General features: G+C 35.0%; 22 protein-coding genes. 7 read left to right on the top strand and 15 right to left on the bottom strand.

Annotation, left to right across the window (positions count from 1 at the left end; genetic code table 11):
* Positions 1-5: 5 nt before the first annotated feature.
* Positions 6-857, top strand: a complete 852-nt coding sequence (locus WCV66_RS17175; protein WP_338786245.1) for an aldo/keto reductase — start codon at positions 6-8, stop codon at positions 855-857.
* A gap of 216 nt (positions 858-1,073) precedes the next feature.
* Here WCV66_RS17175 and WCV66_RS17170 read toward each other — a convergent pair whose 3' ends face one another.
* Positions 1,074-1,202 carry a hypothetical protein gene (locus WCV66_RS17170; RefSeq protein ID WP_338786244.1) on the bottom strand — a complete coding sequence of 43 codons (129 nt, stop codon included), beginning with the start codon at positions 1,200-1,202 and terminating at the stop codon, positions 1,074-1,076.
* Between the two features lie 468 nt (positions 1,203-1,670).
* Between WCV66_RS17170 and WCV66_RS17165 the strand changes: the two genes are divergently transcribed.
* Together WCV66_RS17165 and WCV66_RS17160 are read left to right on the top strand one after the other, a co-directional pair.
* Entirely contained in the window at positions 1,671-2,045 is a 375-nt protein-coding gene (locus WCV66_RS17165; protein ID WP_338786243.1) for a GntR family transcriptional regulator, read from the top strand.
* A gap of 20 nt (positions 2,046-2,065) precedes the next feature.
* Positions 2,066-3,157 carry a DUF1648 domain-containing protein gene (locus WCV66_RS17160; RefSeq protein WP_338786242.1) on the top strand — a complete coding sequence of 364 codons (1,092 nt, stop codon included), beginning with the start codon at positions 2,066-2,068 and terminating at the stop codon, positions 3,155-3,157.
* A 308-nt stretch (positions 3,158-3,465) separates the two neighbouring features.
* Here the strand turns inward: WCV66_RS17160 and WCV66_RS17155 are convergent, their stop codons facing one another.
* The 4 genes from WCV66_RS17155 to WCV66_RS17140 all read right to left on the bottom strand — a co-directional run bounded on the left by WCV66_RS17155 (position 3,466) and on the right by WCV66_RS17140 (position 8,010).
* Complete coding sequence (locus WCV66_RS17155; RefSeq protein ID WP_338786241.1) at positions 3,466-4,185, bottom strand: HAD family hydrolase; 720 nt, start codon at positions 4,183-4,185, stop codon at positions 3,466-3,468.
* A 677-nt stretch (positions 4,186-4,862) separates the two neighbouring features.
* Entirely contained in the window at positions 4,863-5,879 is a 1,017-nt protein-coding gene (locus tag WCV66_RS17150) for an aldo/keto reductase (protein WP_338786240.1), read from the bottom strand.
* A gap of 95 nt (positions 5,880-5,974) precedes the next feature.
* On the bottom strand, positions 5,975-6,949 hold the full coding sequence (locus tag WCV66_RS17145; RefSeq protein WP_338786239.1) for an aldo/keto reductase family protein: 975 nt from the start codon (positions 6,947-6,949) through the stop codon (positions 5,975-5,977).
* Positions 6,950-7,119: 170 nt separating this feature from the next.
* Positions 7,120-8,010 (bottom strand): NAD(P)-dependent oxidoreductase, encoded by an 891-nt coding sequence (locus WCV66_RS17140; RefSeq protein WP_338786238.1) that lies wholly within the window; start codon positions 8,008-8,010, stop codon positions 7,120-7,122.
* 828 nt (positions 8,011-8,838) lie between these two features.
* Here WCV66_RS17140 and WCV66_RS17135 point away from each other — a divergent pair.
* On the top strand, positions 8,839-8,961 hold the full coding sequence (locus WCV66_RS17135) for an SDR family NAD(P)-dependent oxidoreductase (RefSeq protein ID WP_338789475.1): 123 nt from the start codon (positions 8,839-8,841) through the stop codon (positions 8,959-8,961).
* Between the two features lie 129 nt (positions 8,962-9,090).
* Complete coding sequence (locus WCV66_RS17130; RefSeq protein ID WP_338786237.1) at positions 9,091-10,008, top strand: aldo/keto reductase; 918 nt, start codon at positions 9,091-9,093, stop codon at positions 10,006-10,008.
* Between the two features lie 691 nt (positions 10,009-10,699).
* On the opposite strand, the gene WCV66_RS17125 is transcribed toward WCV66_RS17130, so the two are convergent.
* From WCV66_RS17125 to rpiB, 6 genes are all read right to left on the bottom strand, one after another.
* Positions 10,700-11,176, bottom strand: coding sequence for a CarD family transcriptional regulator (locus WCV66_RS17125; RefSeq protein WP_338786236.1), 477 nt, complete (start codon positions 11,174-11,176; stop codon positions 10,700-10,702).
* A gap of 761 nt (positions 11,177-11,937) precedes the next feature.
* The gene (locus tag WCV66_RS17120) at positions 11,938-13,005 is read right to left on the bottom strand and encodes an ADP-ribosylglycohydrolase family protein (RefSeq protein WP_066332875.1); all 1,068 of its coding nucleotides are present in this window, start codon (positions 13,003-13,005) and stop codon (positions 11,938-11,940) included.
* 40 nt (positions 13,006-13,045) lie between these two features.
* Complete coding sequence (locus WCV66_RS17115) at positions 13,046-13,873, bottom strand: carbohydrate ABC transporter permease (protein ID WP_066332879.1); 828 nt, start codon at positions 13,871-13,873, stop codon at positions 13,046-13,048.
* A 9-nt stretch (positions 13,874-13,882) separates the two neighbouring features.
* Positions 13,883-14,824, bottom strand: a complete 942-nt coding sequence (locus tag WCV66_RS17110) for a sugar ABC transporter permease (protein ID WP_338786235.1) — start codon at positions 14,822-14,824, stop codon at positions 13,883-13,885.
* A 61-nt stretch (positions 14,825-14,885) separates the two neighbouring features.
* Positions 14,886-16,220, bottom strand: coding sequence for an ABC transporter substrate-binding protein (locus tag WCV66_RS17105; protein ID WP_338786233.1), 1,335 nt, complete (start codon positions 16,218-16,220; stop codon positions 14,886-14,888).
* A gap of 54 nt (positions 16,221-16,274) precedes the next feature.
* Positions 16,275-16,754, bottom strand: a complete 480-nt coding sequence (gene rpiB / locus WCV66_RS17100) for a ribose 5-phosphate isomerase B (protein ID WP_338786232.1) — start codon at positions 16,752-16,754, stop codon at positions 16,275-16,277.
* A 262-nt stretch (positions 16,755-17,016) separates the two neighbouring features.
* Here rpiB and WCV66_RS17095 point away from each other — a divergent pair, with 262 nt between their 5' ends.
* Together WCV66_RS17095 and rbsK are read left to right on the top strand one after the other, a co-directional pair.
* Positions 17,017-18,018, top strand: coding sequence for a LacI family DNA-binding transcriptional regulator (locus tag WCV66_RS17095; protein WP_066332882.1), 1,002 nt, complete (start codon positions 17,017-17,019; stop codon positions 18,016-18,018).
* Positions 18,015-18,917 (top strand): ribokinase, encoded by a 903-nt coding sequence (gene rbsK / locus WCV66_RS17090; RefSeq protein WP_338786231.1) that lies wholly within the window; start codon positions 18,015-18,017, stop codon positions 18,915-18,917. Before WCV66_RS17095 ends, rbsK begins: the two co-directional genes overlap by 4 nt.
* A gap of 241 nt (positions 18,918-19,158) precedes the next feature.
* Here the strand turns inward: rbsK and WCV66_RS17085 are convergent, their stop codons facing one another.
* The 4 genes from WCV66_RS17085 to WCV66_RS17070 all read right to left on the bottom strand — a co-directional run bounded on the left by WCV66_RS17085 (position 19,159) and on the right by WCV66_RS17070 (position 24,871).
* The gene (locus tag WCV66_RS17085; RefSeq protein WP_338786230.1) at positions 19,159-22,923 is read right to left on the bottom strand and encodes an AAA domain-containing protein; all 3,765 of its coding nucleotides are present in this window, start codon (positions 22,921-22,923) and stop codon (positions 19,159-19,161) included.
* A gap of 486 nt (positions 22,924-23,409) precedes the next feature.
* A complete protein-coding gene (locus WCV66_RS17080; protein ID WP_338786229.1) occupies positions 23,410-23,616 on the bottom strand; it encodes a hypothetical protein in 207 nt (68 codons plus the stop codon).
* Positions 23,617-23,620: 4 nt separating this feature from the next.
* Positions 23,621-24,277, bottom strand: a complete 657-nt coding sequence (locus WCV66_RS17075) for a hypothetical protein (RefSeq protein ID WP_338786228.1) — start codon at positions 24,275-24,277, stop codon at positions 23,621-23,623.
* 537 nt (positions 24,278-24,814) lie between these two features.
* Positions 24,815-24,871, bottom strand: coding sequence for a hypothetical protein (locus tag WCV66_RS17070; RefSeq protein ID WP_227551731.1), 57 nt, complete (start codon positions 24,869-24,871; stop codon positions 24,815-24,817).
* Between the last annotated feature and the right edge of the window lie 298 nt (positions 24,872-25,169).

The following is a 25,169-nucleotide window of genomic DNA, read 5'->3' as shown; positions in this document are numbered from 1 at the left end:
TACAATTGCAAAAAGTAATTTTAAACAATGGTGTTGAGATGCCTATACTGGGCTTTGGAGTTTATCAGATTACAGATCCAATAGAATGTGAACAAAGTGTTTATGACGCTATTATGGCTGGTTATCGCCTGATTGATACAGCAGCTGTCTATCAAAACGAGGAAGCGGTTGGCAGAGCAATTAAACGAAGTGGTGTGCCAAGAGAAGAATTGTTTGTGACGACAAAACTCTGGATTCAGGATACTGGTTATGAGAGCACTAAAAAGGCATTTGCAAGGTCACTTGAAAAACTGCAATTGGATTATATGGATTTATATTTAATTCATCAGCCATTTGGAGATGTATATGGTTCTTGGCGTGCGATGGAGGAATTGTACCGTGAAGGAAAAATCAAGGCGATTGGGGTGAGTAACTTTCACATGGACCGTCTAATCGACTTGGCTATTCATAATGAAGTAACTCCTTCTGTAAACCAGATTGAAACGCATCCTTTCAGCCAACAAATCGAAAGTGCTCAATTTATGAAAGAGAACAATGTTCAGATAGAGTCCTGGGGACCTTTTGCTGAAGGTAGAAAAAACATGTTCGGGAATGAAGTTTTAGTCGCGATAGCTAAAAAGCATAATAAATCCGTTGCCCAGGTGATTTTGCGTTGGTTGACACAAAGAGGAGTCGTGGTGATTCCAAAGTCTGTTCATAAGGAAAGAATCATCGAAAACTTCCATATATTTGACTTTGAATTAAGTAAAGAAGACATGGGTATGATTGCCACGTTAGATACGAAAGAGAGTTTGTTCTTTTCACATAGAGATCCTGAAATGGTGAAAGGGCTCAGTAGCTTTAAATTTGAACATTAATGCGTATATATAACAAAATGAAAGGCTGCCTATATATTAGTGGGCAGCTTGTTTTTTTATGAAGACGATTCCTTAACTAGGAAGGTCATATTTTTTATGATTTTGTGAAGGAATGTACTTAAACTAATCTGCTTCATATATACAGTATTGCCGAAAAAAATGAGGTTCTATCGAACCTCATTCATCGTTTACATGTTATCAAAGATACGATTTATTTTATTCGATTTCATTATAGATTGCTGCCCAATCTATCTTTAATTGTTCTTTCAATCTCTTGTTTTCTTCTAGAAGCTTATTTCTCTTACGAAGTGATTCAATTATCACATCCTTAGAATGTTCTGTCATGTTTCGTTTAACTTGCTTAGGGGTATCTAAGTATTGTCGGTTTCTTTCATCTTCGGTTCATACATATATGCGCTCTCTCCTAATCTCTGAGTAAATACTTGTTTACATTATTGTCATCATTATTACCTTCAAGAGTACAAATCCAGATCCCTGCAAAAAAGAATAAACTTTAAATACCCAATTATCCTACAAATACTTTTAAGAACTTCATAAACTTCCCCCTTATATACAACAATCCCTACCAAAGTTCTAGCTTTTTAATATTTTACTATTTATTTTCACTCAAATATGTTGCAGGAAATCTAAAAGTTCTTGTTACTGAAAACACATACAAATCGTATTCATAATCAATTGCAATTGCAACTTACTACTGTAATAAAAGTATGCCCTCTCCCTTCCATTCTTTGTTATAGATAAGGTAGAACAGATGTGTAATAATATATGTAGAACAGATTGGAGGGTAAAAATTTGTATATTATTATCGAACCCGACTCCGATATTCCAATTTACTTGCAAATTACTAATCAAATTGTGGAAGCCATCGCTAGGGGTTCTCTTCTTCCAGGCGAAGCTCTGCCTTCTGTAAGAGCTTTTGCTGCAGACCTTGGTGTCAATATGCACACAGTGAATAAAAGCTATCACCAACTAGAACAAAAAGGCATGATTAAAATCGTTCCAAAATCCGGAGCTATAATCTCTTCTCCCCTATATTTTAGTGAAACCACTCTTAAAAATCTAAGAAATATCTTTAAACCACTAATCGCTGAGTCGCTTGTTGTCGGTATGACGGAGGAGCAAATCCAAGAGCTTGTCAGTTCGATTATCAAGAGCTTTAAAGAATAGCAAAAAAAGGAGGAATCAAGATGACGTTAGCCATTTTTCTTATGATCGCCATTATTTTGGCGGGGATCCAAACTGCAGTACCCTACTTAGTGAAACGAACAGTAATCTTTGGAATCACGGTTCCTGAAAAGTATGTAAATAACGAAACGTTAAAATCCTTTAAAAAGAAATATACATTGCTAGTTTCCCTCTTTTCCTTTATTGCCTTAGCTGGTTATCTTCTTTGGGCAATATTTAATACCCCTACCGAAGAACAAACTGTGCTTGTAGGTACGCTTATTCAATTTGGAATCATTCTATTAAGCCTTTCTCTCTATTTTTACTTTCATGCGAAGACCCTTCAATTAAAGATAAAAAATAATTGGGCAGAAAATCTAAAACAAGTAAAAAGCACAGATTTATCAGTACGTTCTCAGGATGTAATGCTTCCTTGGTCTATCTATTTATTACCAATTATCATTACGTTTGGGGTGATTGGATATACCGTACTACAATACGACCTTCTACCGGAACAAATTCCAACTCACTGGGGTATCAATGGTGAAGCTGATGCTTTTACTGAAAAAACGCCAATGTCAGCAATTTTAATGCCCTTGACACTTTTAATGATGCAATTGATGTTTTTAGGTATCCATGTTGGGACGAAAAAATCTGGGATTAAATTAAGTGCAACTAGTACAAGTGCCTCTCGTATGAGGCAGTTAACATTACGTAAGTATTCAAGCTGGTTGATGTTATTAGTCAGTTTCTTACTCACCTTAATGTTTAGCTTCTTTCAATTACAAACGATCCACCCTGAATTATTTGCAGGAGCCACGATGTTGGCAACACCGATCATTTTCCTTATCGTGGTCTTAGTCGGTACAATCACTTTTGCCATAAAAGTAGGTCGTTCAGATAAACACATTGTTGTTGACACTAAAGAAAATATTGCTGATTTCGACGATGATTCCCATTGGAAAGGTGGTCTTATTTATTTTAATAGACAAGATCCATCTATCTTTGTTGAAAAACGGTTTGGTGTTGGTTGGTCCCTTAACTTTGGTAATCCAATTGGTTATTTCATTATCTTAATGCCTCTATTAGCGATCTTGGTGTTTTCGTTTATGTAGATTGTGCTACGAAACAATTTGCTTAGGGAATAGAGCTTGAATTAATCGATGGGTTAAGCTGTTTGAGTTATCGCTAGAGGACTAACAAAAAATCTGAAGTTGAAATAAAGGATATAATCCTAGTAAAATAGTGGAAATTAAAAAGTCAGGTAATACACCTGACTTTTTACTGTTTATGCCTGATTAATTTCAGTTGCCATCTATTAACCTTCTTAAAAAGCCCATCCATAATATTATCAAATTCACCTTCAAAATCAGCCACCATACAAACTAAAAATTAAGAATCAGAATTATACAATCCCTGATTACTAACACAACGGCTTAAGTTTTTTTACAAATAAATCCAATAATTCTTTGGCACTATGTACTTCATTATCTGGTTTATAGGTAGCATTGGGTGGTGAATTTTTCTTTCGATGATTCATCCAGACCGCATGCCAGCCTGCTTGTTTTGCTCCGATAATATCTTTTTCAAAATTGTCCCCAATATAAACCGTTTTGGTTTGGTCAAGATCCATTTTCTCTTCAATAAAATCAAACACTTCTCTTTTCGGTTTTGCATGACCAATCGTTCCAGAAATAAAGGTCCTTTCTGCAGGAATCCAGTGAGTAAGGCCGAGCTGCTTTATTTTCATTGCTTGATGTTTTTCCTCACCATTGGTAAGAATCCCAAGCTGTTTTCCTTCTTTGTAAAGTGCATTTAGTAGTTCTTCAACTTCCGGAAACAATGTAATGTTTTTTTGTTCGGCAACATACATTTCATGAAAAATAGCTGCTTTTTCAGTATCCATAGGAATATTAAAGTCTTTACATGCAGCTATAATTCGTCCTGTCTGCCATTCAAATTTTGATAATTCCCCCGCTTCACTTTGATCAAATATAATTTCACTATACTTTCGACTAGCTTTATATAATTGATCAATTTCTTCGTTTGAAAATGGCTCTTGAAACAGCTTCCTTACCGTTTTATGAAAAGATTGTGCTTGATCATATAGTGTATCATCGACGTCAAAAATTATCGTATCCATTCACATACCCTCCTCATATTATTATGATACCACTTATTTTTGATTGACTCAGTAGCAAATCGCATACACTGACCTATTGCTCTCCAACGCTAAAGGGTGGGATACTTTTTGTCTTTAAAAGACATTATGGACAATACTAAATTTGCAACACTATTAAAATCATTAAACCTTGAAAGGAAAAAAGCCAATCACTCCACACGGAACATGACAGTTTCCCGTCATTCAGCATTCCATCTAATAAGTAGAAGCCAGTTATGCCATTTATCACAATAAAAGTATTAGATAGAAAAACAATCGAACAGAAACGCACTCTTATCCAAAAATTACAGGGGTTGTTTCTGAAGTATTTAATGTACTAAGAAAAAGAGCTGCTTAAACAGCTCTTCTCCATCAAATCGTACACGATATAAATTCTTAACGCCATAACTGCCATACCTGTAATCACAGAATGTTAGATATGGCAATTAAACACCTAAAAGAAGAAGACAACCCTATTCTTCATTCAGATCAGGGTTGGCATTACAAAATGACATAATATCAAAGTACACTACAAGAAGAAGAAGGAATTACACAATTAAATGGCATGAGTCCAGTTGAATATCGAACTCATGCCCAGTATTAGCCTTAATATAAATGTCTAATTTTTTTGGGGAAGATCAAACCTATCCCACGTCCCTTTACTCTCTGCCTTTAGTGCGCTGATTTATTGCATCGATATCATAAGGATAGCTAACAAACAATTCACTCGCTTTATTTAAACGTTCTAGTTGATCATTTGTTAAAGACCATCCAGCAGAACCTAAGTTAGCTTCAAGCTGTTCCATTGTACGTGCACCGATAATTGGGGCCGTAACCCCTCTACTGTTTAGAAGCCAGTTGATTGCTGCCTGAGCCGGAGTCTTACCCGCTTCTTCTGCAACACTATATAACGTATCTAACAAATTCCATGTATAATCGTTATTATACTTATCCCATGTCTCACTATAACCTTTTTCTTCAGCAACAGATATTCGAGAATTTTCTGGTGGCTTAACCATGTCACGTGTAAACTTCCCGCTTAACCAACCTCCGCGAAGCGGACTCCATGGGATGACCCCCAATCCTTCATTTTCACAAACATCAATTAATTCGTATTCGGTAGCCCGACATAGCAAATTGTATTGAGGTTGTAGGCAAACAAACTGTTCCCAACCTTTTTGTTTACTTAAATCTATTGCTTTTTGAAGTTGCCAGCCTTTAAAGTTACTTGCTCCAATGTAACGTACAAGGCCTTCACGAACAAGATCATTTAATGTGCTTAACGTTTCTTCTAAAGGGGTTCGAGGATCCCATGCGTGAACCTGATAAAGATCGATATAATCGGTTCCAATGCGTCGTAGGCTTTCTTTAACACCGGAGATAATATGTTTTCTGCTCAGACCAACATCATTCGGTCCTTCACCCATAGGGAAACGAACCTTTGTTGCAACAACATAGTCATCACGATTTTGGTCCTTTAACCACTTACCGACGATTTCTTCAGAAACACCACGAGTATAGACATCGGCAGTATCAATAAAATTTCCGCCTTCTTCAACATAACGGTCTAAAATGCTGAAACTATCTTTTTCACTCGTTTCACGACCTAATGTCATCGTTCCAAGACAAAGCTCACTTACTTGTAAACCCGTTTTCCCTAGATAACGATATTCCATTGATTCATCACTCCTATTATAATAGTTAATGTAAAACCTAATTTTTTTTCAAAAAGATGGCACAAACTGGAATGAATGCCAGTTCGTTCACCCTTTTACCAAATAGGTACAAATCCATCAATTTCTTTTAAAATAGATTCAATTTCAGTCAATACATCATTAGAAAGCTCAACTTCAGAGGCTTTCACATTTTCAGTTACCTGTTCCGGGCGGCTTGCTCCGACAATTGCCGAGCTAACACCAGGCTGTCTTAAGATCCAAGCAACGGCTAATTGGGATAATTTAATTCCTAAATCATTTGCAATTCCTTCCAAGCGGGCAACTCGTTCTAAAACATCATCATTTAAGTAGCTTTTAATCCAACGATTGATGTTGTCATTGGCTGCACGAGTGTTGGAAGGGATCACTTGACTTGGTTTATATTTACCTGTAAGAATTCCTTGGGCTAAAGGTGAAAAGACAACTTGTCCAATCCCTTCTTTTTCAGAAACCGGTAAAACTTCTTTTTCGATATAGCGTACAAGCATGTTATAGATTGGTTGATTTGAAACGAGTGGTCGTAGATTTTTTTCTTTTGTTATATGTACAGCATCCGTAATCTGTGCTGCAGTCCATTCACTAACACCATAGTATAAGATTTTTCCTTGCTGAACTAAATCATCTAATGCACGTAATGTTTCTTCTGTTGGTGTTTCTTCATCAAATCGATGACATTGATAAAGATCAAGATAATCAACACCTAATCGTTTTAAGCTTGCATTGCATTGCTCCATGATGTGCTTTCGTGAAAGGCCTCGATCATTCGGACCATCTCCCATAGGAAAAAACACTTTTGTTGCAAGCACATAGCTTTCTCTAGAATAAGATTTAAGGGCTTCACCAACCACTTTTTCAGCTTCGCCTCGATTGTATGCGTTTGCGGTATCAAAAAAATTAATACCAAGCTCATAAGCCTGATGAATACAATCAATAGCGTTTTGGTTCCCTACCGTTTCTCCATATGTTAGCCAGCTACCAAGTCCAATTTCACTAACTTTTAACCCACTATTACCTAAACGACGATATTTCATTTTGAAACACTCCTGTCATGAATTTTGTTTATTTTGCAAATATTGATCCTAGAGAAAAAAATGAATTACTAAAAGATGATTATATTTCTTGAGATAAGACTGAGAACAACCGATAATTACCGGTTGTAGAGTTTTTAACGATTAGTAGAGATCATTCCTTTTACAAGGCTTTAATTCTTTTTTACTTCGATTCCTGCTAATTCTTCATACAATTTTATTACTGCACTCATATCTTCGCCCCCATATCCTTTAGCTCTTGCCATTTGAAACATTTCTTTTACTAAGGATAAAACAGGGGTAGGTAGTTCAAGTTCTTTTGCAACATCTGCTGCTAATCCTAGATCTTTATAAATAAGATCAGTCATAAAATGAGGTGAGAAATCTCTATTTAATACTTTCGGGCCTTTATTATCCATCATCCCGCTTCTAGCACCACCGCCGCTGACGACTTTTATAAATAGCTCAGGATCAACCCCAGATTTTGCTGCCATTGTTATGGCTTCTGAAAAGGATAATAGATTAATAGCACCCATCGTATTATTAGCTAGTTTCGTATATGAACCTAAACCATTTTCCCCCATATAGTAAGCTTGTTTCCCCATCACATAAAATAGAGGCTCACATTTTTCATAAATTTCTTTCTTTCCACCAACCATAAAAGTTAAAATACCTTCAATTGCTTGAGGTTCACTACCTGTAACAGGTGCATCTAACATTTCAATGCCCTCGTTTAAAAGGTTCTCTGCTACTTTTTTACTTGTATTTGGCGATATTGTACTGCTATCGACAACAATTAAGCCGGCATGTGCTCCTTTAATAATGCCTTTTTCACCTAAAATAACTTCTTCAACTGCATGATCCGCAGTTAGCATAGTGAAAACAATTTCGCTTTTTTTAGCAACTTCTTCAGGTGAAGATGCAATAATTGCTCCTTGTTTTTCAAGGGAGTCGGCTTTATTTCTCGTGCGATTATACGCAATAACTTCATAGTCGTTGTTTAATAAATGTCCTGCCATTGGAAGGCCCATTGTACCTAATCCGATAAAGCCAATTTTTTTCATTTCATTATCCTCCTTACTTTATTTTGTGTTAACTGATTCTACTTGCCAAACACCAAGACCAAGCTTTGGCATATGCACTCCATTATTTAACACTGTGAGATCTGTGATCTGTTGGATACTCATTATCAATTCCTTAGAGATTTATTTTTTTAAGCGCTTTCTTTCTTTTCTAAGCGTAATCTTAAGTCGCTGACTCTCTTAACCATCGACCTGAGATTTTCTAGGTTTCAAAGTACCACGGTTATGATTTTAAAGCTAAACCGGTTAAACTTTTCATACTGAAAAACCAAATCTTTAGATAGTAGGATTATTAGTGATCCTATCAACTAAAGATTAAGGAAAAAACTTTTTATAAAAATATATATAGAATATTTTCTTTTATTTTACATAGAACAATTAAACATTTAAAGTAGTAAAATGTTTTTAACTACATATAAGAAAAGTAACCTGCTTTACTTTAGGTAACTATATAAATCCCCTATAAAAGCTCTGACATTTACAACACCAAGCTGTTGTTTTTTTAACTTATTTGTTATTAAAGTTGAAAACTCTAGGAACAGATTTGGACGATGTCCAATAACTAAGTTGATTAATGAGCATTATTATTATTAATAATTATTCATTTGTAAATCTATCATTTTGTATAGTAAGTAAAGTTATTGTAAGTATCTTTAAAAAACTTCAGTACTTTAAATATTTTACCGATTTTACTATAATAAATTTAGAACAATTCATACTATCTATCACCACGCATGAACTTTTATTAAATTAACTTAAGCAAGAATACGGAAGAATGATCAATATAAGCTCGCAAGTTAGTATGTTGGAATTAAAGATCATGCTGTTTATTGCGCTACAAAAGGCGGAGTAAACCAGTTAACACGTGTGCTAGCGTTAGAAGGGTCTTCTCAAGGTATCAATGTAAACGCTGTAGCTCCAACGTTTACTTAAACACCAGGAACTGCTGAACGACTCAACGAATCATGCTGTAAAGAGTATGAAAGGTAAGGACTCCCCTATCTCTGTATGTATCCGACGCTAATCAAAGTACTCTATTACAAAAATAAGGAGAATATAATCATGAGAACAATAAAACTTGGAAACAGCACATTAGAAGTGCCGGTCATTTCAGTCGGCTGCATGCGTATTAATTCACTAGAAAAAAACAAGGCTGAGCACTTTGTCCAAACAGCGCTGGATTTAGGTGCAAATTTCTTCGACCATGCTGATATTTACGGTGCCGGAGAGTGTGAAGAGATTTTCACTGATGCGATCCACATGAACGATAATATTCGTGAAAAAATCTTCCTGCAATCAAAGTGTGGTATACGACAAGGAATGTTCGATTTTTCAAAAGAACATATTTTAGAATCTGTAGACGGAATTCTTAAACGATTGAATACAGATTACCTAGATGTTCTTCTTCTACACCGTCCAGATACATTAGTAGAGCCTGAAGAAGTAGCAGAGGCTTTTGATACTCTTGAGAGTTCAGGTAAAGTGCGTCATTTCGGTGTTTCCAACCAAAATCCAACACAAATTGAACTCCTTAAAAAATCAGTCAAACAAACGATTGTGGCAAACCAGCTCCAATTAAGTATTACGAATGCAAACATGATCTCAAATGGTTTTAATGTGAACATGGAGAATGATTCTGCTATTAATAGAGATGGTAGCATACTAGATTACTGCAGACTAAACGATATCACGATTCAGCCCTGGTCTCCTTTTCAATATGGATTCTTTGAAGGAGTATTCCTTGGAAATGACAAGTTTCCGGATTTGAATCAAAAGATTAATGAAGTCGCTGACAAATATGAAGTTAGCAACACTACGATTGCGATCGCGTGGCTATTGCGCCATCCCGCGAACATGCAACCAGTTATCGGTACGATGAACGAGAGCAGATTAAAAGATTGCTGTAGGGCAAGCGAAGTTCATCTTTCGCGCGAAGAATGGTATGGAATCTATCGTGCGGCAGGCAATGTTCTGCCATAAACACGATCATACTTTATATCAGATCTTTTATTAAGAAGCCCCAACACGGCAACATAATTAAGCACCCTCAAGTCTTCATTGACTAGGGGGACAAGGGGACAGGTTAACTGTACCACCATTTATTGGAAAAGTTGAATTTAACCAGCCAAAATGTATTTTTCAATAAACGAACAGAAATTATGTAAATAAAATTAAAAATGGTTTCCAGGTCTGGAAACCATTTTTGTAGTTGACCATATGATGTTACCAATTCGTTTATCCTTTTACGTAAGAAGATAAACAATTACTATTCACTGTCACAGTAGATGTAAAAAATTCTTAAAGATGGTGTGAGATTGATTGTTTTTTCTTCTAGAAATAATGACTTAGATAATATATTGTATACCTAAAACAATGAAAGCCCTACCTCTCTTTCATCCTTACGGCTCCTTGTCCGTGCCAGTGTGAATCAGGATTGCAAAAATCAAGTGACTATTTTATCGAGTTATTTGATGAAACTTCAAATGTTCGTAAAAGAAATTTAAATAATAAAAATGGATTAGATTGTAGAAATAACAAAAGAGGTTAATGCTCTCTATGGGTGAGTTGAAGAAGTTGAATGTCTTTGAAAAGATTTACATTTAATAATAATCATATTCCCAAAAAATTCAGGATATTTTCGGGATATGTCATACATTATCTACAATTAACCTTAATAGAAACTTTTTATTTGATTTTCAGTGATCCCTTTAATTAATCCCAGTTCACTAATCAAAAATTCATGTGCGTTATCCAACATTTTTTTTTCGCTTGTATTAAGTGCTTTTTCTTTCTTCATACGCATTAAATCACGTACAACTTCAGCACCTTCTTTTATTTTCCCTGTTTTTATTTTGTCCGAGTTCACTTTATACCTTTGTTTCCACGGCAGTAATCTATCTGTTTCTCCATGCTGAAAAGTGTGTATGATGTGTTTTAATACAATTATGTCAGTGACTGGGCGTATACTTGAACTCAATATTTTAACCGTAGGAATCATGACTTGCATATTACTGATTAACATTTTTATGACATAATACTGTTGTTTTTCTCCTGATATTTCCTTTTCTTCTATGGCTTTAATTATACCTGCTCCGTGCATTGGATAAACAATGTTATCGCCAATTTGAAACAAATAATCCACCTCCATATATGGTAACCTTCTTAAGTTTATCATATATGTCATTTTTTATCAAATTTTTAATAATATCATAATTTTATTTCCATCGTCAACTACTTTTTCTTTAAAAATCAAAAAAAGCAAAAACAATTGGAATCGTGTCCGATTACCAATAAAGGGAAGGTTGATTTCACCGCGTATATTCTGAAACCTCTACTAATTAATGTAGATCAGTTTTCCCTTGAAAACGACTAAATCGATCTCGTGTTTTTTCAATCTTGTGTGATACTCTTAAATTTCAATTCTTTTTTTCAGTTCGAGGTGCAATAGGTACATTCAATCCCTAGAATATACCTGGTACACTAAAAAACGTTCCTTACTATGTGTGTAAGAAACGTTGATAAAATAATTTTTTATTCTTACTCAGAAACCGGTGGTCAATGTCGTACCGACACTCCTCGAAGGAACATGTTTAGACTTGTTCATTAATCATTTGGAATTAAAAATAATGATGAAAAAGTATGCATTCCTTTGGAAACAGTGAGAGTAGTACTATGAAACTTTTTATCGCTCATAAGTATCGCTTTTCTCCCTACTATTTTTATGATTATTACTTTGTTGTGAAAAGTTTTAAAAAAAGATCTCTACATACTCGAAGAGATCTTAATAAATTAGGTTTATTGTTAATACCGGATTAGCCAATCGTATCCTAAGTATTCTGACATGTTAGTGAAAACGTGCAAATTACTAAGAACACTGACTGCACTTGAATTTTATTGAAATTCTCTTAGTTATACACTCGCCATTTCTTTAATAAAATTTTGCATTCTTGCAAGTCTCGCCTGATACGCATCAAATAATCCATCTGCCGTTTCTTTAATTGTTCTTTGCGAGTTCGTGTAGATATTTACACTAGTCGCATAGTCCGTTTGCTTAATCCATTCTTCTGGCAAAGAAGAAACTCCAGTCAGAGAGCCTGAAATCCCTGAAGCTACTGCAGTAATACAATCAATATCTCTACCCAAATTAACACCAGATATCATAGCTTCTTTTAAATTCCCTTTTACCATTCTAAAGATACTAATACCTTTTGTTACAACTTCATTTGCTGAAGCAAATGCATATGGTGTTCCTTTTCCACTATAAATATCATCAAAAGCTACGCGTAATTCTCTAAAATCTGTACAATTTGCTGTATGTTTAAGTCCTTTGTCGATTTCTTTTACAACAAGGTCTTGATCACAGTTATCATATATTGCTCCAATGACACTATCAACAGTAGCATTTGGTGTTGTTGCTGCCGCAATTGATACAGCTGTTACCGTCGCCCATTTGAGGCCTCTGCTATTTGAAGTCTGGTAGAGTTGACCAACCTCTAATACATCCTCTTTAGCTCCTTTTACATCTCCAGCATTTATTAAGCCTATTGGATGACATGAACGAGCAAAGCTGTTTAAACCTGCATAATCACAATATTTTCCTAAATCTCTTGCAGGAATTCCACTCTTCGCCATAGCTAACAATGTTGCTTCGAAAGGTTCTGAGACCATTCCGATTGAGATAGGTTTTATATCTCTAATCCACATGTTTTTAACATCTTCCGCATTTACTCGGTCTTGTTTTTCAATGATAGCTGTAATCATTAATTTTTGTCTTTCAATGCCATCCTCAGTCGTACCCGGCTCTCTCTTCCACCCATTGTTATAATGTTCGTATGATAATGGTCGGTCGACAGTTCCGTAGGTTTCCTCTATTTTTTGATATGACCAGCCTTCAACAGCAGCTCCCATTGCTGATCCAATATGTGCACCTGCAATACATCCTAGAAATTTGTCTCTTAACGTTACATTTGAAGTCATTTAATATCCACCCTTCTTATTATCCTAATCTATTATGTTATTAACCTTTGACACCGCCAAAGGTGATGCCCTGTATGAACCTTTTTTGAACGATAAAATAAAGAAATATGATTGGTAAAGCAACTAATACTGAGGCTGCCATCAATGGGCCCCATGCCGTATCTTGAGCTGTTCTAAATTGTTGTAAACCTAGTTGTAATGTATATTTTGTTTCATCGTTCAAGTAAATAAGTGGACCTAAAAAGTCATTCCATGATGCCATGAATTGAAATAAAGCAATAGTTAAAACCGCCGGTTGGCATAGCGGCAACATGATACGTAAATATATACCAAATTCTGAACAGCCATCTATTCTTGCTGCATCTTCTAAATCCCTAGGTAATTGTTTAAAAAACTGCCTCATAAGAAAAATATAGAAAGGAACACCGAAGAATGCTGGTATTATCAGAGGCATAAATGTTCCAACAAGTCCAAGCTTTGACCATACAATAAATAAGGGAACCATCGTTACAGGGAAAGGAATCATCATAACTGCTAGTGTGATAAGAAATAAAGTGTCTCTCCCCTTCCACTTTAATCTTGCAAATGTATATCCAACTAATGGACAAGATATGATGACGCCAACAGTAGAAATCGTAGCGATGATCAGAGAATTCTTAAATTGTGTAAAAAATGCAATCTCAGTCACAGCATGCACATAGTTCTCCCAATTAACTGGGTTAGGTATCCAAACTGGAGGGTGAACGAAGAGTTGGTCTGCTGCTTTTAATGATGTGGATACCATCCAGATAAATGGGAGAGCAAAACCTACTGCCGCCAATAATAAAAGAATGGGAATAGCTATTCTTTTTACCAAGTTGGTCTTCACTTCATCACCTCAATCGTCACCTTGGTAAAATACCCATTTACCAGATGATTTTAGTAGGACCACTGTAATAAGCATTACAACTACAAACAAAATCCAAGCCATTGCAGACGCATAGCCCATCTTCATATACAAAAAGGCGTTATTATAAAGGTACATCGAATAAAATAGAAGGGATTCTGCCGGGTTCCCCGTCCCATAGGTAAGCGCATAAGGTAATGTGAATTCTTGCAGAGCATGAATAACTCCCATGATCATATTAAAGAATATAACTGGTGTTAATAACGGAATCGTAATATGGAATGTTTTTTGCAACCAATTAGCTCCATCAATATCTGCTGCCTCATAATAATCTTTGGAAATATCCTGAAGTCCGGCTAAATAGATTAAGATAGAGTTTCCTAATACCCATAGCGTCATAATGACCAATGACGGTTTAGACCAAGTTGTATCTCCTAACCACCCAGGCCCTGTTATACCAATTTTTTCAAGAAATGCATTAACCAATCCGAATTGAGGATTTAATAACCATTGCCATAATATTGTAGTAGCTATTACAGGTAATAAGGACGGGAGAAAGAATACTGTCCTTAGAAAGCCCTGACCGAATACCGGCAAATTAAGTAGCATTGCAAGTGTTACCCCAAACATAATGGCTAACGGAACTTGCATCAATGCATAAGCTAGTGTATTTTTGAGACCTTTCCAAAATAGATCGTCGTTAAAAAGTGTGATGTAATTTTCGAATCCAATCCACTGAGATGGACTAATGACATTGTAATTTGTAAGACTATAATACATAGAGCTAAATAGAGGGTATGCATAGAATGCTAATAAACCAATAATCCATGGAAGAGCAAATAAAATGCCTGCTCGCCGTATTCTAGTTTCCATACTAGTCGTTTTTTTACTGGCTTTCGCTTTTACATTAGTAACCTCTGTAAGATGAGACAATAACAACCCCTCCCTTCCTATTTAATAGGAGAAGAATAGTATATCCTTCTCCTTTATTCAGTTATTCTAATTGTGCTTTCTTATTTTCTATTTCTTTATTAATTTTTTCTGTTATTCCATCTAATATCTCTTGAGGAGTACCTTGCTTATTCATTACTAAATCAGGTGCCTTTGCCAACTCATCCCACATCATATTTCCTGCTAATACTACTGGTCTATATTTACCATTCGGTAATACTTCAAGGAAGATATCTTGACTCGGATCATCAGCGTATAACTTTTCATTTACCTCTGGCATTGCTGCAAATTCACCAGTAATCTTTTTAAAACTTTGACCTTCTTCGGTAGCACACATCCATTTAACAAATTCCCAAGAAGCATCTAGATTTTTCACGCCTTTAGGAATTAGGAGCACCCTCCCTCCTACAAACGTATTGAAGTCCTCTCCAGAAGGCGTAGGAATATAAGTGACACCATAGTCTAAATCTGGAGCATATTCTTCAATTTGGCTGAGCATCCAGTTTCCAGTGACCATCATGGATAATTGACCTGTAAAGAATGGATTCGTAGCATTAGTACCCGCAGAGCTAACAAAGCTCGTTACGTCTTTAATTCCAAACTTTTCAGCAAAGTCCGTTTCCCATTTAAGAGCATCGACAATTTTAGGATCGTTTGCCGTAACGACATTATCATTATCAACAAACTCACCACCAAATGCCCAACCCCATGAATATAACCATCCTTCACCGAACCAAGGGATAAAACCAAATCTAGTATATTTTCCATTTTCTTTCTTCGTTAACTTTTCAGCTGCAATCTCTAATTCTTCAATAGTAGTTGGTGGATTCTCAGGATCTAATCCAGCCTCCCTAAAATGTTCCTTATTATAAAATAAAGCTCTTGCCGTTCCATCATATGGAAGTGCTAGTAACTCACCTTCATAAGATGCTTCCCCCCAGGCCCATTTATAAAAATTATCTTCTGTTATACCATCTTTCGCTGCTAACTCTCCAATTGGCTCAAGAGCTTCTTTATATTCAGCTATTCCATATCTACTTGCAAGCATTACATCTGGTGGGTTCCCACCTGCAACTGCAGTAACTAGTTTTGAACTAACAGAATCCCCTCCATCTGGAGCTACATAGACTGGTTTAACTACAATATCCGGATGAGTTTCGTTAAATTTTTGTACAGATTTTTCAATTGATTCTCCAGATGGTCCAGTTTCCCAGTTGTGCCAAAAAGTTATTTCAACTTTTTCTTTACTATTTGAATTGCCATTGTCTGTACTGTCTTTCTCTCCATTTGATTGTTTGTTCGAACACGCAATAACACTAAATAAGAAAAGTACTGAAATTACCATCATTAGGAATAGACGACTAGACCTCTTCTTCATTACAATCCCCCCGGATGTTTTGGTTTAGTATCAAGCTATTTAAAGAAGAAATTTCTAGCTATGACTAAGTTTATTTTGTAATTCTCTAGCAATCTCTAATTCTAATTGATGCAACTTACCAACTCTCCTTCTGAAATGCTCCTCTGTACTGAATTCTGCCTTGAAAAATGCATTTATTAAATCCTTTGCTAACCAAGGACCTACAATTTTAGCTCCAATACACATGACATTTACATCATCATGTTCTACACTTTGATGGGCAGAATGAATATCATGGCATACTGCAGCCCTTATTCCTACAAACTTGTTTGCTGCAATGCTAGCGCCTACCCCTGTGCCACAAACCATTATCCCTCTCTCTGCCTCACCACTTTTAATTGACTGGCAGACAGATCTTGTTATATCAGGAAAATCCACTTCTTCTATTGAATGACAACCATAGTCTATAACGGTTATTCCAAGTGATTTCAAATGATCAATAACTTCAGCTTTTAGCGGAAAACCTGCATGGTCGCATCCTAAAGCAACAATCATCTTCACGCCTCCTTTCAAGAGCTTACTTACTGATATATGTTTGAACAATTAAGAAAATTTGATTGAAAAGCTTTGCACTAAAAGAATTCCGCCCCCCTCTTTTTCGCTAGATATTAATACCTACCAAGAATATATGTAAGCGTAACCATAGTTTATGCAACAATATTTTTTAATTATTAATACGAATTTATTTGAAATTAAAAACATATTTCTGAAGTATATGAAAAGGCTTCCATATTTTTCTTAAAAGGAGGGTATAACGATGGCTACTATGAAAGATGTAGCAAAACTATGCGGCATTTCAATTTCTACAGTATCTAGAGTGATTAATAATAGTGGTTATGTTAATAAGGAAACGGAGGAAAAAGTAAAAGCAGCCATAGAGAAGCTTAATTTTTCTCCTAATCAGGCTGCAAGGAGTCTTGTGAATGGTGACACCAAAACCATTGGACTTATAATACCTGATATATCTAACCCTTTCTTCCCTGCTATAGCTCGAGCTGTCGAAGATACATTACAAGAGGAAAAATATTCTATAATAGTTTGTAATTCTGATAACGATATTTTAAAACTAAGTAAACATTTTAAGACCTTAAAGCAAAAATCTGTCGATGGTATTATCATTGCAGGTGAAATAAAGAGGAACCATATCCAAGAATTTACTGAACAAAATCTTCCCCTCGTGATGATTGATGTAAATACTGATTCCTTACCCGTAAACTCGGTGAGAACCGATAATCGTTTTGGAGGAAATATTGCTACTAACCATTTAATTGAGCAAGGTTTCTCAAGGATTGCACATATTCGAGGACCTTTAGATAGTTCTACTGCTGAGGACAGATATAAAGGGTATTTAGATTCTCTAAAGGAATTTGGGATACTATACGATCCCACCTTAGTACAGATAGGTGATTTTCACGAAGAAAGTGGTTATAATGCAATGTTACGTTTACTAGCTCATTCTAATCCACCAGATGCTGTCTTCGTCGCGAATGACCTAATGGCCCTAGGTGTATTAGAGGTGTTATCAAAAAACAATTCACAAATAGGTATTGTTGGCTACGATGACATTCCATTTATAAAGTATTTGAATCCAAAACTTACTACTGTGAAACAACCTATATATGATATAGGAATAAAGGCAGCACAAATTCTATTAAAAACGATAAATAATAGCTCTGAAACAGTTGATTTTGTTAAAGAATTGATGAAGCCTGAATTAATAATAAGACAAACCAGTCTGAGGGAAAAGGTGAGAAAATGAGTGACATAAACGTTGTTGTTGTTGGTAGCATCAACATGGATCTCATCATTTTCACTAAAAGGTTTCCTAAGAATGGTGAGACAATCATAGGTAATGATTTTCGTAGAATTCCTGGAGGTAAAGGTGCTAACCAGGCAGTAGCAGCAAAAAGACTTGGTGCGAATGTTGATATCATTGGCTGTGTAGGTGATGATCTATATGGTAAAGAACTTCAGAGTATTTTTGAAAATGAAGGTATTGGAACTGATTATATACATGCCGTACCAAATAAAAATACTGGAGTTGCATTCATAACTGTTAACCAACAGGGAGAGAATTCGATAATCTTATCTCAAGGTTCTAATAGTAACCTTTCTCCTAAACTAATACGTAAAGCAGAACAAGTAATTAAAAAGGCTCACGTATTACTCCTTCAATTAGAAGTTCCAGTTGAGTCTGTTATTGAATCTGTTAAAATAGCAAAGAAATATAAGATACCTATTATACTAAACCCAGCTCCAGCAATTGAACTTAATGCTACATTATTAGAACATATAGACTACCTAACACCTAATGAGACAGAAAGCAAACAAATATTAGGTAGAGATTTTGGAACAAATGAGGAAATAATTAATACGTTAAAAGGAATAGGAGTTAAACATATCATTGTAACATTAGGAGAAAATGGAGTTGTATTCAACAACCATGCTGAAGAAATTATCCAACTTGATGCGCTTAAAGTAAATGCTGTAGATACCACAGGAGCAGGAGATGCTTTTAACGCCGCTTTTGGGGTTTCTATTGCAGAAGGGAAAACCATTACTGAATCAATTCACTTCGCCCAAACAGTAGCAGCTTATTCAGTTACCAAAAGTGGGGCTCAGCCATCATTTCCATATAGTAGAGAGTTAGATGCATAATATTAACTAACTCCCTTTTTACAACTTTAAAAGCTTGGGTGAAGAATGAGGACGGTTCTTGCGCTTAAAGTTCTTCCAAGGACAAGAACCGTTATTGGTTTACTGTTTTTTTTTTGTGTTTAGGCTGCTACGGTATCATCCTGTTATTTGGATTAATTTGTTCATGTCAACGCAAGGATTATGTTTCCATTCATACAAAAATAGGTATACCAATATCGGTATACCTAAAATTATTTTCAAACTAAACCATAACTTCCTTCTTAATACTCTCTTCTCTAACCAATTTTTTTACCAATTGATCAATCTTTTCAATTTCCGCACTTGAGTTCTTCCACCAATTCCGACTCCAAATTCGAGTGATCTTCCACCCTTTGGTTTCCAAAAATCTTTGTCGATATACGTCCCTTTCTTTAGCTGAAGGTGAACTATGGTACATAGCGCCATCACATTCAATTCCAAGAATATACTTCTCGGGATGATTAGGGTGTACGATTGCTTGATCGATTCGATATCCAGACATTCCAACTTGTGTATCAACCTTATATCCTAAGTTTGTTAACGCATTGTATACCTGTTCTTCGAATGGCGAATCAAATAGTAATGGACCAGTTTGTTTTTTTGTATTTTGATTTTCGTTCAGGTTAGATAGAACAGCTTCGATTTCTTCTTTTTTAACTTGTGAAACAGCTTTTGCATATTCCATATAACTCTTTAAAAATTTAGGTCCATCATTTTTTGTTGAACCTACGCTAAGTTCATTGGGTTCGATACTTGTTACTACATGAATTTCCTCTTTTGATCTAGTAACAGCAACATTTAAACGATTTTCTCCACCTTGTTGGCCTAGCGTACCAAATCGATTATAGACTCTTCCTTCATTATTTTTTGCATATGCAATTGAAAAAATAATGATATCTCTTTCGTCCCCTTGGACATTTTCAATATTTTTAACAAATACTCTTTCATCCAAGTCCCTACTCATAATCTGTTGATACAATACACCAAACTCTTGATCAGCTTCTACTTGAGCATCAATTATGTCTTGAATTTTATCTTGTTGCTTTGCATTAAAGGTGATGATACCAACTGTTTTTGATGGATTTTTGATTATGATATTTTTGAGTAAATCAACTACCGCTTTCGCTTCAACCTCATTACTCTGATTAACCCAAAGTCCATCAACTTTAAGCCATTGAATCGCAGCTGGCTTCCGTAAGGGTTCGACATTAGGTGCGATTTGTATATTTCCATTGTAATAGGCATGATTTGAGAAATTTATTAACTCCTCTGATTTAGATCTGTAATGCCATTGCAGCATCTTTTCAGGTAATGTTCGCTTTCCTAGGTTCAAAAGACTTTCTGATTCATTGAAATCATCAACTTCAACATCATCTTCATCCTCTTGTATCGCACCTTTAAAAAGGCTTGAAGGTGGTAATTGCTTTTCATCTCCGGCAACGACAATTTTCGCTCCACGATAAATAGCTGGAAGCCCATTTTCAACTGTACATTGTGATGCTTCATCAAATATCACGATATCAAAGAGTTCTTTTTCTAAAGGATATATAGCTGAGACAGTTTCTGGAGAAGTTAACCAGATTGGCATTACGTCAAGAAGTCCATTTAGTGAAAACTCTCTAACTAGTTTTCTTACGGGCCAAATCATTCTCTTTTTACCAACCTGATGCTTTAATTCCTTCATTGCTTTACTGTTTGTCTGTTTCACTTGATTTAATTTCTTTAGTAAACGGTTGATAAGCACTTTGACTGCAAGATCTCTCTTCTGTAATAATAATTCCTTAAAATGTTCCCGTACTTTTTCGATTTCTTCCGTACCAATCTTTGTTAGCATTGGATGTTTTGATTCAATATCATCAATCCAATGGATAAAAGTGGATTGCTTAACGATATCTACCCACTCGTCTGATAATTGTTTATGAATATGATCACCAGTTTTATCTTTCAGCATATCGATCATCTTTTTTATATTTGGTAAATTGGCATCGTATTCACGATCCATATTACGTAAATCTTCAAAGTCCTGGATAATGTATTCGTGCTTTTGATCAAATTCCTTTAAAGGAATATCCCCTTTAGAGATTCTCTCATAATATTTTTTCACTAATTCATCTGAAAAATAAGGCTGTAAAGATATCATTTCATTTGACATTTTCTCTGATACTTGGGATAAATCAAATAAAAGTTTTAAGCTTTCCCTTACTCGTGGCCATTCTTTTGAAGAAACGCCTTTAAATTTCTCCCCGTTTAAAAGTTCCTCAACGATTGTCTTGCCAGTAAAAGATGTCCACCACCATAATCGGAGTTTTTGCAATGATCGTTTTTCATCGGGATTCAAATCTTCGTAGATTTTCTCTAATTTATCATTGATAAGCCATGTGTATTCTGGGGTGATGTCATCCTGATCAAATTCACTTAAATATCCAATGCTCGTCTTAGCCTTTTCAATCACGTTTTTTACTATTTCTACGATGGTAAGTCGATCTTTCAGCTCCAGTTTTGCGAATGACTTCCTGTCCTTTAATGGATATTTTTCACTACCAAATCGACTGTAATAGTTACCATAAGAAAATATTTTCATTAGTACTTCATCAAGATTATCTTTGGTAAGTGAATGGAGTACTTCCTTTAATTCCAAAATGACATCAATTTCAGAGATCGGCTTTCCTAAACCATATAAGTCGTATGCCTTATATCCATGCGATTGTACTTCATATAGTCCCTTAGCAATTGCGTTTAGCTTAGATTCATACTCTTCAATTTTATTAGAAAGTTGAATGAGATCGTTTTCATAGTCCTGAATTGATCTATCATCTTCCAGTAAGGTATGCAGCTTTTTATATAATGGTCTTCGGTCATTTTTTTCATCATGCAACAAGGCAACGTGTGAAGATAATCCTAATGATTCTAAACGTTGATAAACAACATCAAGTGCAGCTCTTTTTTGACATACTAATAGCACTTTTTTATCTTGAGCGATAGAATTCGCGATTAAATTTACTATGACCTGTGATTTACCTGTACCTGGTGGCCCGTGAACAACTAAACCACGATTTCTATCTACCTCATTAATAATTTCCTCCTGTGATGCATCTGTATCAAGAACAAAGAACTTCTCTTTCTCTGGCTTTATATCCTCATGACTCGTGTTATCTTGCTCAGATTCTGATGGATTAAAGCTTTCTCCAGCTTGTAATAGTTCAGCAATAATGCCTAAATCACCATTGCCATTTTCCGTTTCCGTAATTAAATCCTCATAATCCTTTAATAAAGCAGAGTTTCCTTGCGGATAATTTCCCAAGATGGCCATATTATCTAGTTGAAATTGACCCTTTTGGAATTCTGGTATCGTATCCTGCTTGTAATCAATAAACTTTTCAAGTTCTGGTTGGTTATTCCAGAGAATATTAAACGAATATTCCTTTAACCAAGTGATCAATTTTAAGAAGTTTATCGATTTTGCTTGCTCTTCAGCTTCATCAAATATTTTATCGTCAATATCTAATCCACTAAATTTTTTAAAGGCTAAAATAAGTGTTCGATTTAACTGAGGCTCCCCTTCTTCTACATACAATTTCCACTGAGTACCATTCACTCGTTCTCGTTCAAGTTTTACCGGATATAAAAATAAAGGAGATCGAATGTACGTTCCATCTAACATGCAACCAGAGACAAAGGGGTAACCAACATATAAATCATACAACCCTGTCTCTTCTTCAATTCCCTTAATATTACGGTATAGAGAAGTTAACTTACCAGATTGCACTAATGATTCATTATTATTTACATCTTGTTTTACCAGAACAACATTTCCTTTTTGGTCAATCACTCTTTCAACTACAGTATTCGCATTTGTTTTCTGATCTAGCTTATCAATTGAACTTAAATCAAACGCCCATTTATCGTATAACTTTAGCATTCGAATTGATCTGTTTCGTTTACTCAGGTCATTTAACCTATCTTTTAATTGAACTAATTTTTGTTTCATTTTTACCACCTTTGAATTAATCGACCTATATTTTATTTATTCGTTATATTACTATTGCGTAAATTATATTATAACCCCTAATTTTTTACATTAAAAGATGAGGTTCGACTTTATCTCACTTAAAGCTTCAAGGTAATGGATAATTTTACGGCTCTTAAATATCAAGAAACTTCCACGATTTTGACTAATAACAGAAGATTAAAACAAATCACTAAATGTTTGTTACTCTGTATTACTTTTAGAAATTGTTGTATAAAATTTGTGTGAAATGAATTCAAATCCTACCGTTTTTTAACCTTTTTCCAGCAAACAAAAACAACACTCACAAACGTTTATTTAACAACATTCATGAGTGTTTTAAAGTTTTTAAAATGAACACGTTTTGTTCTAAAGATACCGTTGGTCAGTGTTGAACCTCATTAAGTAAAAAAATATATATAATTACTCACTATTTTCCATTTTTGCATTCATATACTCTTTACGAATTTAAGATAATGACTTCCCACTATCTTTATGTATTGCAAAAACATACGTTTGAATACTGGACCAACCGTACAGTTCTTTTAACCATTTTTGCATGGATAATTCATCACCGTTAGCAAGGACATTACCATTTTTTAATAGAGTTGCCTCTTCACTACGATCTTTTGCAAGGATGGTGTCTCCAGCATTGACCACACCCCACTCAATCATCGCATCAATCTTTGGTAGGTTTCTGCGTGATAGTTTTTTTCCTGGTCTTTAATGCAGTAGTTTTCTCAAAGAAATCAACATAATAATCATTGTAGTCATTTAACGGTAATACCTTTTCGACGTTTATATAAACATCACGATTTATTTTATAGGGAATTAGTTTATAGCAACTTATAATAACTCCATTACTATTTAACCATGCAACTGCGGAAAGGGTTTGTTCATTGAATTCAGAGGCTACTAAGATAATCTTTTGGTTCTTATTAAAATTAGCTTGGGCTTCATTTACATGTAAAAACTCTGTTAGCTTTCGATTTCCTAAATCCGTACTTGTCAAAGGTTCATTTTCGAATTCAGTACGGTATTTTTCTATATAGGGTGCATAGATTTTGTTTACAAGATCTTCAGGATTTTCAATAGTTGCATAACTTGCTGCATATCGTATCGCTTGAAATTCAAATGCTTCTTTACGTGATTCGATATCTTTACGGTCCCTTTTGATTTCAATTAGAACGATATTCCCGTTGTTATCGACTGCAGTGAGATCACTTCTTCCATGGTGGGCATTTCTAACCTGTCGACCTACAATTAACATTGATTCTTCTTCATCACATACCATGTCGATATTGCATCTTAATAATTCTTCAATATCGTTTTCCAAGCATTTGTAGTTCTGAAAAAGGGACTGCATCAACTTTTATGGCTTTGTTTTCTTGAATGTTGTACATAATAAAGAAACCTCACATTTAGATAATAAGTAATCTTAAATAACCATTAATAAATAAAATGAAAAGTTGTGTAACGAAAAGTAATATCTATTGGATACGAAACAGGGATAAGAGTTTATGATGAATGTTTTTCCACGATTTTTAAACAATTGCTTGATTGCTTTTGCAACAGTGGTCTTTTTTCTCCTTTCATTCATTTTCTCTTCGACTATCTAGCTTTATACTTCTTTAAAAAGGGAATCAATAAATTCAATTTAATATTTAGCTGGAGTTTCTTATTTTCTTTATTATTCATTGCTTTTCAATCATTAAATCTTTGTTATAATAATAGTAGAATAAGCATAAACTAAAAAAGACTGTTCGGTGCTAGAACACCAAACAGCCACACAATAGCTAGATTCCCTTCAAGGGGATCAGCGATATAGTAGGTAAAAAACTCACCCTATCGCCCTGTAAAGCTCAAGGGTGGGTTATTTTTTGTCTCTAAACGATATGATTGACAACACCAAACTCGCAAATGCTATCATAAGCATTAACGTTTGAAATACTGTCATCATAAGCGTCACCCCCTTTCCTTCTGGGGTAACGCTGACCACCCTTGAGTTTTCCAACTATTGCAAATCTATTATAACACACAATAGAACACATGTTCTATTCCGGAGGAATTAGATACATTTAATAAATATTAATTCACCATAAGTATTTCATTGTTTATAAGGAAACCCTTTTTATTAGATCGTTAGGGAGTTGTAAATTTTTTAGACTAAATAGTAACCATACTTGTGTTTATTAGCATAATAATAAGAGGTATCTCAATAGCACTGC

Source organism: Metabacillus rhizosphaerae, assembly GCF_037201795.1.
In the GTDB taxonomy this organism is placed as follows: domain Bacteria; phylum Bacillota; class Bacilli; order Bacillales; family Bacillaceae; genus Metabacillus; species Metabacillus rhizosphaerae.
Note: the sequence above shows the minus strand (reverse complement) of the source record. Positions and strands in the feature narration are given on the sequence as shown.

Excerpts from the sequence above, each read along its gene's own strand:
- WCV66_RS17170 (WP_338786244.1), bottom strand. The coding sequence starts at position 1,202 with ATGACAGAACATTCTAAGGATGTGATAATTGAATCACTTCGTAAGAGA.
- WCV66_RS17160 (WP_338786242.1), top strand. The coding sequence starts at position 2,066 with ATGACGTTAGCCATTTTTCTTATGATCGCCATTATTTTGGCGGGGATC.
- WCV66_RS17155 (WP_338786241.1), bottom strand. The coding sequence starts at position 4,185 with ATGGATACGATAATTTTTGACGTCGATGATACACTATATGATCAAGCA.
- WCV66_RS17150 (WP_338786240.1), bottom strand. The coding sequence starts at position 5,879 with ATGGAATATCGTTATCTAGGGAAAACGGGTTTACAAGTAAGTGAGCTT.
- WCV66_RS17145 (WP_338786239.1), bottom strand. The coding sequence starts at position 6,949 with ATGAAATATCGTCGTTTAGGTAATAGTGGGTTAAAAGTTAGTGAAATT.
- WCV66_RS17140 (WP_338786238.1), bottom strand. The coding sequence starts at position 8,010 with ATGAAAAAAATTGGCTTTATCGGATTAGGTACAATGGGCCTTCCAATG.
- WCV66_RS17130 (WP_338786237.1), top strand. The coding sequence starts at position 9,091 with ATGAGAACAATAAAACTTGGAAACAGCACATTAGAAGTGCCGGTCATT.
- WCV66_RS17125 (WP_338786236.1), bottom strand. The coding sequence starts at position 11,176 with ATGGAGGTGGATTATTTGTTTCAAATTGGCGATAACATTGTTTATCCA.
- WCV66_RS17120 (WP_066332875.1), bottom strand. The coding sequence starts at position 13,005 with ATGACTTCAAATGTAACGTTAAGAGACAAATTTCTAGGATGTATTGCA.
- WCV66_RS17105 (WP_338786233.1), bottom strand. The coding sequence starts at position 16,220 with ATGAAGAAGAGGTCTAGTCGTCTATTCCTAATGATGGTAATTTCAGTA.
- rpiB (WP_338786232.1), bottom strand. The coding sequence starts at position 16,754 with ATGATTGTTGCTTTAGGATGCGACCATGCAGGTTTTCCGCTAAAAGCT.
- WCV66_RS17095 (WP_066332882.1), top strand. The coding sequence starts at position 17,017 with ATGGCTACTATGAAAGATGTAGCAAAACTATGCGGCATTTCAATTTCT.
- rbsK (WP_338786231.1), top strand. The coding sequence starts at position 18,015 with ATGAGTGACATAAACGTTGTTGTTGTTGGTAGCATCAACATGGATCTC.
- WCV66_RS17085 (WP_338786230.1), bottom strand. The coding sequence starts at position 22,923 with ATGAAACAAAAATTAGTTCAATTAAAAGATAGGTTAAATGACCTGAGT.
- WCV66_RS17080 (WP_338786229.1), bottom strand. The coding sequence starts at position 23,616 with ATGATTGAGTGGGGTGTGGTCAATGCTGGAGACACCATCCTTGCAAAA.